The organism is Arachnia propionica (genome assembly GCF_900637725.1).
Lineage (GTDB): Bacteria > Actinomycetota > Actinomycetes > Propionibacteriales > Propionibacteriaceae > Arachnia > Arachnia propionica.
Genome location: NZ_LR134406.1, coordinates 775,768 through 789,542 on the forward strand (window position 1 = coordinate 775,768; position 13,775 = coordinate 789,542).

Here is a 13,775-nt window from a genome sequence, read left to right on the forward strand (position 1 = left end):
ACTTGCCTGCCAGCCACGACCACGAGGGAGAGCCTGCCATGCCCACCGGACGAGTTCGCTTCTTCGATGCCGACAAGGGATTCGGGTTCATCACGAAGGACGGGGGCGGTGACGTTTTCGTCCGGGCCGGGGTGCTACCCAAGGGGGTTACATCGCTGAAACCCGGACAGAAAGTGGAGTTCGGGGTGATTGAGGGTCGCCGCGGCGAACAGGCCCTGTCCGTGCGTCTGGTGGAAACCCCACCGTCGCTTTCCAAGGCGTCGCGGAAGAAGGCCCAGGACATGGCCGTGATCATTGAGGACCTGATCAAGATGCTCGACGCCCTGGGCAATGGGTACCGGCACGGCCGCTACCCAGACGACAAACACGGCGCGAAGATTGCAGCGGTGCTGCGGCGCGTGGCCGATGAACTGGAGCTGTGAGAGTGGCGAGGCTGAAACTTGATTCGGTTGCCGCCTCCGCGATCGACTTGGCGCGCGCCGCGGCTGTCGAATCCGGGGGGAAAGGTGCTGTTGGCGAGCACGTAGGGGTGGTGGCCGAAGGGGAGCGGGTGGTGACCCACTCCTTCGCCTGCCTGCTGGCGGGCTACCCGGACTGGTACTGGGCGGTGACGCTGGTGCGTGCATCCCGGGCGCGGACCGCCACCGTCAACGAAGTGGTGCTGCTTCCCCACACCGATGCGCTGCTGGCCCCGGCCTGGGTGCCGTGGGAACGGCGCATCCAACCCGGGGACATCGGCCCGGGGATGCTCATGGCGACCCCCGACAACGACCCGCGTCTCGAACCCGGTTTCGCCGCGACTGACCTGCCCGCCGACGCCGACCCGGCGGAATGGGCGCAGCTGCGTTCCACCGTGGCCGAACTGGGGCTCGGCCGGGAACGGGTGCTCTCGGCAGCCGGGCGTGACGCCGCCGCGGAGCGCTGGCTCTCGGGCGCCCCGGGTAACGGCGACGAATCCAGCAGGCACGCCCCCGCCACCTGTTCGTCATGTGGCTACTTCGTGCCGCTGCGCGGATCGCTCGGCACCCTGTTCGGGGCCTGCGCGAACGAGTACTCGCCCTCGGATGCGCGCGTAGTCAGCCTCGAACACGGCTGCGGGGGACACTCCGACGTGGTGGCCGCCGAACGGGCCCGGGAGCTGCCCGCCCCGGTGTTTGACACCATCGGGATCGACGAACAGCTATTCGACTGATTCAACCCCGCGCGGGTGTTGCCCTCACCCGTGGTCCCGGGTCTATGATCCCGATACGTGGTCATGAAATCCCCGAAAACCGCCAAGCTCTCCGAGAGCCCGGATGTTTCCTCGAATGCTTCTTGGCTTGAACGCCACTTCCACATCTCCAAGCGGGGATCCAGTATCGGCCAGGAGGTCCGCGGCGGTCTGGTGACTTTCTTCGCGATGGCCTACATCATCGCGCTGAACCCGCTGATCATCGGCACCGCCACCGATGTCAACGGCAACCTGATCTCCGGTGCACCGAAATTCCTCGACGAGGCCATGACCCAGGTGGACGCCGCCGCCGTCGGCGCCTCGATCGGGATGGTGGCCGCCGGTACCGCGTTCATAGCCGGGATCATGACCATCCTCATGGGAATGGTCGGTCGTTTCCCGATGGGGCTCGCGACGGGGCTCGGACTGAACGCCCTCGTCGCCTACACCCTCGCGCCGCAGATGACCTGGCCGCAGGCCATGGGACTGGTGGTCTGGGAGGGGATCCTGATCGCGATCCTCGTGCTCACCGGGTTCCGCACGGCCGTGTTCAAGGCCGTGCCAAAGACCCTGCGAACCGCGATCTCCGTCGGCATCGGCCTGTTCATCGCCTTCGTCGGGCTCATCAACGCGGGAGTGGTGCGCAAACCCGCGGGCTCCCCGCCCGTGGAACTCGGCATCTCCGGGTCGCTGACCGGCTGGCCCATTCTCGTGTTCGTGATCGGGCTGGGACTGTTGATCGCCCTGCACGTGCTGAAAGTCAAGGGCGCGATGCTGATCTCCATCATTTCCGCGACGGTGATGGCAATCATCATCGAGGCCATCGGTCACGTCGGTGCCCATGTCGGGGCGGAGAATCCCGGCGGTTGGGCGCTGAACGTGCCCTCCCTGACGAACTTCTCCCTGCCCGACCTCGGGTTGTTGTTCCGGGTGGACATGATCGGGGCCTTCTACGTCGACGGTCATTTCAGTTTCCCGACCTTCCTGGGTCTGATGGTGCTGGTCTTCTCGCTGCTGCTCGCCGACTTCTTCGACACCATGGGTACCGTCGTCGCCGTCGGTTCCGAAGGCAAGCTGCTGGATGAGCGCGGCATGCCCGACCGCGTCACCGAGATTCTGTTCGTCGATTCGCTGGGTGCGGTGGCAGGCGGCCTCGGGTCGGTGTCATCGAACACCTGCTACGTAGAGTCGACGGCGGGCGTCGGTGAGGGCGCCCGCACGGGCCTGGCCTCCGTCGTCACCGGCCTCGCCTTCCTGGTGGCCGTCTTCCTGTCTCCGATCATCAACATGGTGCCCTCCGAGGCCGCCTCGCCGGTGCTGGTGTTCGTCGGTTTCCTGATGATCGAGCAGGTGGTGGACGTCGACTGGAGCGATCCCGAGGTGGGCATTCCCGCATTCCTGACCATCATCCTGATGCCCTTCTCCTACTCCATCACCGTCGGCATCGGAATCGGTTTCCTCGCCCACGTTTTCATCAAGGTGATCCGCGGTCATGCGAAGCGGGTGTACCCGCTCATGTACGTGGTCGCCGCGCTCTTCATCATCTACTTCCTGCAGGGTCCGTTGCTGGCCCTCATCGGCTGACCGGGGATCACGCGCTTTCCCGGTAGAGGGGGCGGGCGGCCACACCGGCCGCCCGCCCCCTTGGGCTCCCACATCGAGGACTCCACGCGACTGGCCGGGCCGACCAGCGCAGGAGCCGCCTTCCCTGAAGCTGCTTGAGCGAGGCCGTGCCTAAACATCCTCCCCGAAGCTGGTTGAGCCGGGCTGCGACGAAGGAGCAGCCCGTGTAGAAAACCATCTCGTCGGTGAGACTCCCCAGCCCACCGGAACCCTCCTAACCACTTCCCCCCGGATAAGCTCCCGGAAAATTTTCTGGTTTCTCTGGCAGGGTGGTTGAGCTTCGGTTAGGGTCGGGGTGGGCCAATGGTGGTGGGAAGGACGGGCGACGGTGAGCAGGATCGAGTTCAATCGGGCGGCTGTTGGGGTCAGCGCGAAGAAGGACTGGGCGGATTCTGACATGTTCGGGAAGATCGGTCGGTTCATCACGACTCTGCCGGCGGCGGGGGTGGCGAGGGAGCTTCCTGCCGGGGACAACGCGGGGGTTGCGGCGTTGCGGAGGGCTGCGGGTGTGTTCGGTCAGAATGTGAGCATGGTGTTGCAGGAGTATTCGGATGCGTGTGCGGTGCTGGGGTCAGGGCAGGAGGCGGCGATCGCGAATTATGACGTGACGGAGTTTCAGAACACCAGCGGGTATCGGGAACTGGTGAAGAGGATGGGGGGTTGAAGGGATGGGTGCTGAGGATGTGATGCCGCTTCCTGATGATGTGTCGGGTTGTGTGGAGGAGGTTGCTTCGGGTTGGGATGCTGTTGTCAAGGGGGTGATGGGTACTCAGGTGGCTCGGGACCGGTCTGATGGGGTTCCGGGTTGGATCGGTGAGGATGCGGATGCCTATACGGGGTCGATCAAGCGGTTGGGGGAACGTGCCAGGGGGTTGGGGCAGTGTTTGATGCCGGCGTCGGAGACGTTGCGCACGTGGGGTGCGGCGGTGAGAAAGATGATCACCACGACGGTGCCCGACTTCTGGGAACGCTACAACGAGGCGTACCGGGTTCGTAACAGGGGGCTGGATGATCTCGAAGCCCGGATCAGGGCGGGGGAGGTGCTCACTCCTGTGGAGCAGGAGATCGAGATGACCGGTTTGGAGAATGCGCTCATCAAGACGATTGATGGGATTATTGCCGAGTACAAGGCGGCGATGGATGGGCTGGACGATGACGCCCAGACGGCCGCGACGGCGATCCAGAACACCCTCAACACGATTGTTGATCCGTCGCTGCAGGGGTCGCGCAACCGGATCGGCGCGACATTGTTCAATGACATACCCGTGGTCGATGGCCAAGCAGAATGGGAACAGGCACAGGAGCTGGCGCCGCGGATCGCCGAGAGGATCAAGGATCCGAATCTGAGTCCGGAGGAGCTGCGGGCCTTCCACGACGAATACGGCAGTCTGCTCTCCAACCCCTTCGTGGCAAACGCATTGGGTGAAGTGGTCACTCCTCAGCAGATGGTGGAGTTTTCCACCCGGGTTAAGGCCACCGGAAAAGGCCTGGTCGATGTCAAAATTGGTGATGAGGTCAATCGTCAGATTGGCGCAGCCATGGTTCTTGCGTCCGGTGGCATGAACACTGATCCGAGCAATATTCATGATCAAACCTGCTTCGAAACCGCGAAGAAGGGGCTGATCGCCAACGACGGAACCAGCGTCGCAGATCGCCCCGCGAGTTTCACTGAGGGCATGAAAAACGCTGGGAGAGCAACCTATAAAACCTGGGGAGTTGCTGGAAAAATCGAGGGGTACAGCGCAATACTTCAACTCATGGGTGAGGCTGGAAAACAGAACAAGGATCTGGCGCTGGGGGCAGAATTCTTTAATTCTTCGAGCGGCGGGCGATCGGTTGCTCAGGATCTTGTCGCTTGGGATGCAACTTCAAAACACTACCAAGACATCGCTGCTGGCTATGGTAAAGTCCCATCTTTGTTCAATGCAATGGAGGGTGTTGTTGTTAGTGATACATCGCTTGACATGCGCGATCCGTTGCATGCAATGTACACGTTGATGGACAGGCCGGAAAATTTGAATTCAACCGGTGTTGCTGGATCTTCCGCGGAGTTGCCTGAGGGGAATAACAGGCAGGTTTCGGGGAAAATAGATCCCGCCTTGAAAGATGCCGATCGAGTTCGCCTCGACGGCATTCGAGAATTCTTGAACTCTAATACCCCAGAAGGTGTGGATGTGAGCATTCCTGGAGAGGATATGAACCACGATAACAATGTAGACGGAAAAGACAAAGTGACCAATATGACGAGGTACCTCACCGGCTGGAGGCAATCCGCTTACCCCAGTAGTCCATATTTCGGGTTCCAGGATGGCGGTGAACAATTTGGCAAAGTGATTCAGCAGGCGTCTATTCCAGAAAAGCACATGTCGCTTGAAGATGTTACGGATGAAGGCCTGAAAAAGCAGTGGTGGGAACGGGATGAGCAGATCAAAAGGATAGCGGGTAACTTCATGTTCGGCTATCAGGACGGCCTGGAGCACCCGGCAGCTCTTCCCGGTAAAGACGAACACGACGGTCAGCGCATGTATGGGTACACCAACTCGCGCCTGCGGTCGTGGGCCGGCGTGATCATGAGCCCCCACATGGAGGATGTGACAATCTCCATGAAGGACCCCAAAAACACGAATGATGTCGTCGGAGGTGGGGACGACCGACACCAAATCACCTTCTCTTCCAACATGCGGGGGCGTCTGCTGAAGAAGGCAGGATTCTTCACGGACCTGGGGTTTGACAATCCTGCTGTCAATGACAATGGAACGCCAGACGATACCAAGGACGACTACTACGAAGGCGGCAGGGCTCCCGCTATCGACAATCTTCTCATAGCTGCAAAAGCCGGCTATGAAGATGAGCTACACGAGGCAGCCAAGAACAAGAGCTGGGATCAAGCCGAACAGGTTTCCAGCAAGTGGGCTCCGGCCATGGAAGCGCTGTTCACAGCCCCTGCCGATGCAAACGAACAAACCCTTCGAGCCCTGAATGAACGAAACGCGCGCTGGCAGAAATTCATCAGCGCTGGAATCGGCGCAATCCCGATAGCGGGCGACCTCGCCAAAGGTGAATACGGGGGATGGATCGCCGATCAAGCAAGAAGCAATGGAACCGCCTCCGTTCTGGAAGCGTTTCTCCCAACGAACAATGAAAATGCTGATGCGCTTCCAGATGCCAAGGACATGACTGAAGAATATATGAGCAGTGCCATCTATCAGGAAATGAGTACGCAGGGTGACTTCCCGGCGGCTGGAGAAAACTCTCCCGGAGCCTACAGTGGGGGAAGTAAGGGTTCTAAATACAGTCTTGTAAGGGAGGATGGATTGCTCAAATCCTATTCTGAAATGAAACCCGAGGAAAAGGATCTCTTCGAGAGATTCATTGCAGAAAAATATTCGGATTACGCTGAAGTGCATGAACAGAACCTGCATGCCATCGACTTGGCAAAAAATAAGCATGACGAGGCGCGGACCCGGTGAATCGCGTGATGAGTTTCTTTGAAACAAGGTCCGCAAGATCTCGTGTGAAGTGCTTGTGGGAAAGCGTTCTCTTGGCGTTTTTGATATCCGCGAGTTTGGTTGGGTGTTCCCAAGGTGGGTTTGAGGTGGTTGAGTCTCCTTCGTCGGTTGTGACCATGACTGTTGGGCCTGTTGATGAGTTTCATGTGGTTCCTCCTGAGGGGTGGGTCATGATTCCTCTGGGGCGTAAGTGGGGGTTTGTTCATTGTGTGGTTTCGGCGGATGGGAATGATGGGTTCTCGGCTGCATCGCTTCGGGTCAGCTATAAGGAAGTGCGGGAGTTGAAGGAGTATCGTGGCCAGAGGAGTGGCGATCACTTTGTGATCGACATCAGGAAAAGCCACGATCAATCTCTTGGGGGTGCCCAAGGGGATGAAAATGTTACTGATGGACAGGTGTTGCCGGATCGGTTGATTGCCGGTGAGCGTGCTTACGGACATGAATATCTTCATACAAAGGATGGGGTGTCGCAGAGGTTTCAGGAGTGGTTTATAGGGCGTCATGACGGGCTTTGGACCATTACTTTGGTGTCTGCTCCTGGTGAGACGGTTGTTCCTGCTGAGGCTGTTGCTGCGCTGGACACCATTGAATGGATCCCGGCAGGTGGTGCTGGTTCGTCTGTGTCTCCGGTTCCCACTGCTGAGGAGAGTTGACCTTAGGTTTTTTTGAGGTTGTGATCGTATGGTGTTGCGGAGGCGAGGGCTGGTATTCGGGGCGGCTGCTCTGCTTGTGGTCGGGATTGTGGGTGGATGCGCCCCGGGCGGACCTGAGGTGGTCGAGTCTCCTTCGTCGGTTGTGACCATGACTGTTGGGCCTGTTGATGAGTTTCATGTGGTTCCTCCTGAGGGGTGGGTCATGATTCCTCTGGGGCGTAAGCGAGGGTTTGTTCATTGTGTGGTTTCGGCGGATGGGAATGATGGGTTCTCGGCCGCATCGCTTCGGGTCAGCTATAAGGAAGTGCGGGAGTTGAAGGAGTATCGTGGCCAGAGGAGTGGCGATCACTTTGTGATCGACATCAGGAAAACTCGTGATCAGTCTATGGGCGATTCTCAGGGAAATTTTGATATTACTGAAGAGCGAGCGTTGCCGAATCGGTTGATTGCCGGTGAACGTGCTTACGGGCACGACTATCTCCATGCAAAGGATGGGGTGCCGCAGAGGTTTCAGGAGTGGTTTATAGGGCGTCATGACGGGCTTTGGACCATTACTTTGGTGTCTGCGCCTGGTGAGACGGTTGTTCCTGCTGAGGCTGTTGCTGCTCTGGACACCATTGAATGGAGTCCGGCAGGTAGTACTGGTTCGTCTGTGTCTCCGGTTCCTACAGTCGTGGAGAGTTGATTTGGAGATTGTTCTTCCTGCTGTCAAGTGACGGAAACCGCGAATCGGAAATTCGTGGGATGGGTCTTCCAGTGGCTGTCCTGAGACATCAGCCCGGGTCCTTCGTCAACAACGCCCGGCATCTGGGTGATGTGTGGTGTTTTGGATGGGGACGACCGCGGATCGGCTCATCCGCGATCCAAGGGTGCCGCGTTCCCCGTGAGGTGACGTGGATGCGCGAGGAGTGATCGGAGGCGGCGTGACGTGGCGGATCATCCGCGAACCCCGGTGGCACGGCTGCCGGATCATTGCATCACGTCAAGGGCGGTGCAGGTGGGAGTCGGCCAAGGACGCTGGCGAAGGCGGTTGCCTCGAGGCGTGGTTCTGGTTCATGTCCTCCGTTTGGTCTTGCGGGTGGGGATACAGGGGAGAAACAGCGGTTTCAGGGCAGATCTTGAGTAACGTTGCCGGCGCAGTTGATTAAACGATCATCTACCCGATGGTTGGGGCTGTGACGAGAGAGGAACAATCATGAGATCAGCCAGGTTCGCCGGTCTCCTTTCTTTCGTGGCAGGCGTTCTCATGCTCGTCTGCGGCGCATTCGCGTGGGGAGCCACCTCCACCCAGCTCGCATCCGAGAACATCACCGTCGCGAATGACGCCCCGGCCTTCGCCGGCTCGAAGGTGGCGGGTCCCCTCACCGCCTTTTACCAGGCCGAGGCCGTCAAGCAGCACACCCGTGCGGCGAGCAACGGCCTGACCTACGCCGAACTCGTCGCCAAGGTGCAGGAGGCCAAGGACGCCGGTGACACCGCCACCGCCGAGCAACTCCAGACCACCCGCACCATGGTGGAGACCGGGAACTTCGTACGCGCCTCCCTGCTGACCTCCGTCATGGCCTTCGGGGTCTCGGCCCTCGTGATGGGCGCCGGTCTGCTCTTCAGCTGCCTCGGTTGGGGCCTGTACCGGCTCTCCGCCGTCCACGCCCAGGACGCGGAACCGCAGGAGGACTGAACCGGTTCCACCAGTTGCCATTAGTCTTGGCGCATGTTCCAGAAGGTCCTTGTCGCCAACCGAGGCGAGATCGCTGTTCGAGCCGTCCGTGCCGCCTTCGAACTGGGGTGCAGGACCGTTGCCGTCTTCCCCTACGAGGACCGCAACGCCGACCACCGGGTCAAGGCATCCGAGTCCTACCTGATCGGGGAGCGGGATCATCCCGTGAAGGCATACCTGGACATCGACGAGATCATTCGCGTAGCGAAGGAATCCGGTGCCGACGCGGTCTACCCCGGCTACGGTTTCCTCTCGGAGAACCCAGACCTTGCCGCGGCCTGCGCCGCCAACGGGATAACTTTCGTCGGCCCCTCCGCCGAGGTGCTCGAACTGGCCGGCAACAAGGTGCGGGCCCTGGAACAGGCCCGCAGGGTGGGGGTTCCGACCCTCAGGTCGACGCCACCGTCCACCGACCCCGACGAGCTGATCGCAGGCGCCGAGGAAATCGGTTTCCCGGTGTTCATCAAAGCCATCGCAGGTGGTGGTGGCCGCGGCATGAGGCGCGTCGACGACCCCGCCCGTTTCAGCGAGGAACTGGGAGCCGCGATGCGCGAGGCCGAAGGGGCGTTCGGAGACCCGACGGTGTTTGTGGAGCAGGCCGTCGCGGCGCCCCGCCACATCGAGGTGCAGGTGCTGGCCGACCACCAGGGCAACGTCGTTCATCTTTTCGAACGCGACTGCTCGATCCAGCGCCGCCACCAGAAGGTGGTGGAGATCGCTCCCGCCCCCCATATCAGCGACGAGTTGCGCGCGGCACTGACCGCCGATGCCGTGAAGTTCACCAAGGCCATCAACTACACCTGCGCCGGGACCGTCGAGTTCCTCGTCGAAACCTCGGGGCCGCGAGCCGGCAGCCACGTGTTCATCGAGATGAACCCCCGCATCCAGGTGGAACACACCGTCACGGAGGAGATCACCGACATCGACCTGGTGCAGGCGCAGTTGCGGATCGCATCGGGGGAGACCCTGGAGGAGATCGGGATCCGCCAGGACGAGCTGCGCATCCGCGGCGCCGCCCTGCAGTGCCGCATCACCACCGAGGACCCGGCCAACTCGTTCCGCCCCGACACCGGCGTGATCCGGGCCTACCGTTCCGCCTCCGGCGCGGGCATCCGGCTCGACGGCGGCACCACCGGCACCGGGGTGGAGATCAGCCCCCACTTCGATTCGCTGCTGGTCAAGCTCACCGCCCGCGGCCGCAGCCTCCGCGATGCCGTGGTGCGGGCCAGGCGTGCGCTGGCGGAGTTCAGGATCCGGGGCATCGCGACCAACATCACCTTCCTGCGCGCGGTCCTGGAGGATCCGGACTTCGGCAGCGGCGTGGTGACCACATCCTTCATCGACGAGAGACCCCACCTGCTGACGGGACGCATCCCGGCGGATCGCGGCACCAAACTGGCCCGCTTCCTCGCGGACGTCACAGTGAACCAGCCCAACGGGCCCGCCCCCACGTCCCTGGAACCCTCGGCGAAACTGCCCGGGACGCTGCCCGCGGGCGAAATCCCCGACGGATCCCGCCAGCGACTCCTAGCCCTCGGCCCGGCCGGATTCGCCAGGGCTCTGCGTGAGCAGCAGGCAGTGGGCGTCACCGACACCACCTTCCGCGACGCCCACCAGTCGCTGCTCGCCACACGCGTGCGCACCCGCGACCTGGTGGCGGTGGCTCCCTGGCAGGCGCGGTTGCTGCCCGGGATGTTCTCCGTCGAGTGCTGGGGCGGGGCCACCTACGATGTGGCGCTGCGGTTCCTCGGTGAGGACCCGTGGGAGCGCCTCGCGAAACTGCGGGCCGCGATGCCGAACCAGAACCTGCAGATGCTGCTGCGCGGCCGCAACACCGTCGGCTACACCCCCTACCCGACCGAGGTGACCCGGGCCTTCGTGTCGGAGGCTGCGGAGGTCGGGGTGGACATCTTCCGCATCTTCGACGCCCTCAACGACGTCGAACAGATGCGCCCCGCGATCGACGCGGTGGTCCACGACACCGAATCGGTGGCGGAGGTGGCGCTCTGCTACACCGCGAACCTCCTCGACCCCGACGAGAGGACCTACACTCTCGACCACTACCTGCGGCTCGCGGAGCGGATCGTGGGTGCGGGTGCACACATCCTGGCCATCAAGGACATGGCGGGGCTGCTCAGGCCCGCCGCGGCAGCGAAGCTCGTCGCGGCGCTCCGGGAACGGTTCGAGCTGCCCGTCCATCTCCACACCCACGACACCACGGGAGGGCAGCTCGCCACCCTGATGGCCGCCATCGACGCCGGGGTGGACGCGGTTGATGTCGCGAACTCGGCGATGTCGTCGACCACCTCACAGCCACCCATGTCGGCGCTGCTGATGGCCCTTGAAGGCACCGACCGCGCCCCGGACATCGACCCGGAGGCGGTGCTGGATCTAGAACCCTACTGGGAGGCGGTCCGCAGGGTCTACAAACCTTTCGAGTCGGGGCTTCCGGCGCCGACGGGGCGTGTCTACAGCCACGAGATCCCGGGCGGGCAGCTGTCCAATCTGCGCCAGCAGGCCATCGCGCTCGGCCTGGGCGACAAGTTCGAGGCCATCGAGGCGATGTACGCCGCCGCCGACAAGATCCTGGGACGCCCCACGAAGGTCACACCTTCGTCGAAGGTGGTGGGCGATCTGGCGCTGCACCTGGTGGCGGTAGGTGCGGACCCGGCGGAGTTCGCCGCGGAGCCGCGCCGCTTCGACATCCCGGATTCGGTGATCGGTTTCCTCAACGGGGAGCTGGGTGAACCCGCGGGAGGCTGGCCGGAACCGTTCCGCACCCGCGCCCTGGAGGGTCGCCGCAAACCGCCGCGCGTCACGGAAGTGGCTCCCGAGGATCTCTCCCTGCTGGAGATCCCGGGCAATGAACGACAGCGCACCCTCAACCGGTTGCTCTTCCCCGGCCCGACGCGGGAGTTCCAGCAGAAACGCGACGACTTCGGTGACGTCTCCGTGCTGCCGACGGTGCCCTACCTGTACGGGATGGAACCCGGCCACGAATACCCCGTCACCCTGGAGAAAGGCGTCACGCTGCTGCTCGGCCTGGAAGCCATCGGTGCTCCCGACAAATGGGCCAGGCGCAACGTCATGACCCTCCTGAACGGCCAGCTGCGCCCGGTCAGGGTACGCGACAACTCCCTCGAATCGGAGGTGGCCTCCGCGGAGAAGGCCGACCCGGGCAACCGCGGGCACGTCGCAGCACCGTTCGCGGGGGCCGTGACCGTGACCGTCGCGGAGGGCGACGAGGTCGCGGCCGGAGATCAGGTGGCCACCATCGAGGCCATGAAGATGGAGGCCGCCATCAACGCACCCGTCGCGGGCGTGGTCAAACGGGTGGTGTTGATCGGCACCACGCAACTCGACGGCGGGGACCTGGTGATCGTGATCGAATAACGCCCGGGTTTCTTCCCCGGCCGGTGGATCAGGCCGTTTTCTCCGGGATCGCCTGATCCACCACGACGACGTCCTCCCGGTCGGACAACTTCCGGAGAAACTCCAGAAGAGGCGCGACGGCGTTTCGCGTGGCCTCGTCCAAGGTTTCCGGGTCTATTTCCCCGAGAGCCTCACGGGTGGCCACGGCGTGGTCGTGGTGGCCGTAGCCCGCCTGCATCCCCGGCAGCGGCATCAGCGGTATGCCCAGCGGTCGCTTGCCCAGACGGGTCACCGACAGAGTCGAAGGCAGGCCCCGGCGCGCCAGATCGAACTCCACCGAGTCGAGGCGCCGGTACTCGATCCGGGTGGTGGAGCCGGCCAGGTGCTCCAACCACAGCAGGAGCACCTCCCAGCACTGCCCGAGTCTTTCCTGAGGGACGAACCCGCCTTCCAGGAGAGTGCTCGCGTCCCGCATCAGGGGGCGTGAGGGATCCACCTCCAGGTCGGGATTGCGGCGGAACAGCCCCCAGCGGCGTTTCATGACCGGAGCGGGGTAACGTTCCGCGAACACCCTTGTCAGCGCCTCCGCCACCTCGGGTGGGGCGCCGAAGATGTCTCGAACATCGTCGATGCGGATGCCGAAGAGCCTCATCGCTCGCATGAAACACAGCCTACAGGGCAAAGCCCAGTATGCTGGCCGACACCATGAGATCCATTCGACGCATCGCCGCAGTCGCTGCGGCGACCGCGTGCCTGGCTTGGGGGGGGACCCCGGCCTTGGCCGACGTGACCATTTCTGATTCAGGCAGCCCCCTGACGGGGGTGGCCTTCGATCCGCAGTCGTCGCGGCTGTTCGCGGTCTCCGATAACGAAGGAACCAACGTTCTGGTCACGGACGCCAAGGGTACGAAACTGGGAGCCGTCAGTTTCTCCGCCAAGACCGAGTCAGTGCAGGGCCTGGCCGTGTACTCGGGTTCGCTCTACGTGGGTGACGTGGGGGATTCCGGGGGCAAACGCAACAAGATCACCGTGTACAAGCTCCCGCTCGAGGTCGGCAACCAGTCCTACAACTCCTACGACTTCCGCTACCCGGACGGGTCGCACGACGCCAAGTCGGTGCTGGTCTCGGGCAGGGGCCGCATCTACGTGGTGACAGCGGGTGAGAACCCCGGCATCTACTACGCCGAGCTGGAGCCGTCGCGCTCGGGGGTGAACAAGCTGAGCCGTGCCTCCGACGCCCCAGCGGGGGTGACCGACGGGGTCTTTCTCTCCGACGGTGTCACCATGGCGCTGCGAACCGGGTCTGGGGTGCAGGTCATCGACGCATCCAGCTGGGAAACCCGCGCCACTCTCACCTATCAAGGCGCCCCCGACGGGGAGTCCATCACCACGTTCAGCGGGGACAAGATGCTGGTGGGGGCTGGGCCGCAGCTGCGGGAGGAAGCCGTACCCACCTCCAACAGCACCGTCACGATCTCGCCGTCGGGCGAGGCGTCTTCAACGCCATCCCCGGAGCCATCCGAGAGCCCCGGGAACAGTGCCTCACCCACATCGCAGGAGACCACCACGCAAGGTCCCGAGGAAAAAACCACCCAGCCGGCGCGGGGCGGCACCCGCCTCGCCATCGCGGCCGCCGCGGTGCTGGCCCTGGCCCTGGGAGCCGTGGTCTTCTTCCGCAAGAAGTAGGAAAC

Annotated in this window: 11 protein-coding genes; 10 read left to right on the top strand and 1 reads right to left on the bottom strand. The window is 62.8% G+C overall.

The annotated features are described in order from the left end of the window. The first annotated feature begins 38 nt into the window (after positions 1-38). The 9 genes from EL272_RS03435 (at position 39) to EL272_RS03480 (ending at position 12,105) form a co-directional block, all read left to right on the top strand. Positions 39-422, top strand: coding sequence for a cold-shock protein (locus tag EL272_RS03435; protein WP_014845830.1), 384 nt, complete (start codon positions 39-41; stop codon positions 420-422). A gap of 2 nt (positions 423-424) precedes the next feature. Then, a complete protein-coding gene (locus EL272_RS03440) occupies positions 425-1,192 on the top strand; it encodes a DUF3027 domain-containing protein (protein WP_014845831.1) in 768 nt (255 codons plus the stop codon). A 63-nt stretch (positions 1,193-1,255) separates the two neighbouring features. Next, positions 1,256-2,794, top strand: a complete 1,539-nt coding sequence (locus tag EL272_RS03445) for an NCS2 family permease (RefSeq protein ID WP_051014926.1) — start codon at positions 1,256-1,258, stop codon at positions 2,792-2,794. A 367-nt stretch (positions 2,795-3,161) separates the two neighbouring features. Then, positions 3,162-3,497, top strand: a complete 336-nt coding sequence (locus tag EL272_RS03450) for a hypothetical protein (protein ID WP_041696209.1) — start codon at positions 3,162-3,164, stop codon at positions 3,495-3,497. 4 nt (positions 3,498-3,501) lie between these two features. Next, positions 3,502-6,303, top strand: a complete 2,802-nt coding sequence (locus tag EL272_RS03455) for a hypothetical protein (protein WP_061787878.1) — start codon at positions 3,502-3,504, stop codon at positions 6,301-6,303. Positions 6,304-6,428: 125 nt separating this feature from the next. Continuing rightward, the gene (locus EL272_RS15225; protein WP_159424559.1) at positions 6,429-6,995 is read left to right on the top strand and encodes a hypothetical protein; all 567 of its coding nucleotides are present in this window, start codon (positions 6,429-6,431) and stop codon (positions 6,993-6,995) included. Between the two features lie 202 nt (positions 6,996-7,197). After that, positions 7,198-7,680 carry a hypothetical protein gene (locus EL272_RS03470; RefSeq protein WP_126409330.1) on the top strand — a complete coding sequence of 161 codons (483 nt, stop codon included), beginning with the start codon at positions 7,198-7,200 and terminating at the stop codon, positions 7,678-7,680. A 510-nt stretch (positions 7,681-8,190) separates the two neighbouring features. Next, the gene (locus tag EL272_RS03475) at positions 8,191-8,673 is read left to right on the top strand and encodes a hypothetical protein (protein WP_041696211.1); all 483 of its coding nucleotides are present in this window, start codon (positions 8,191-8,193) and stop codon (positions 8,671-8,673) included. Positions 8,674-8,706: 33 nt separating this feature from the next. After that, complete coding sequence (locus EL272_RS03480; RefSeq protein WP_061787877.1) at positions 8,707-12,105, top strand: pyruvate carboxylase; 3,399 nt, start codon at positions 8,707-8,709, stop codon at positions 12,103-12,105. Positions 12,106-12,133: 28 nt separating this feature from the next. Here EL272_RS03480 and EL272_RS03485 read toward each other — a convergent pair whose 3' ends face one another. Beyond that, the gene (locus EL272_RS03485; RefSeq protein WP_126409332.1) at positions 12,134-12,745 is read right to left on the bottom strand and encodes a hypothetical protein; all 612 of its coding nucleotides are present in this window, start codon (positions 12,743-12,745) and stop codon (positions 12,134-12,136) included. A 44-nt stretch (positions 12,746-12,789) separates the two neighbouring features. Between EL272_RS03485 and EL272_RS03490 the strand changes: the two genes are divergently transcribed. Continuing rightward, positions 12,790-13,770 carry an NHL repeat-containing protein gene (locus tag EL272_RS03490; RefSeq protein WP_126409334.1) on the top strand — a complete coding sequence of 327 codons (981 nt, stop codon included), beginning with the start codon at positions 12,790-12,792 and terminating at the stop codon, positions 13,768-13,770. Positions 13,771-13,775: the final 5 nt, after the last annotated feature.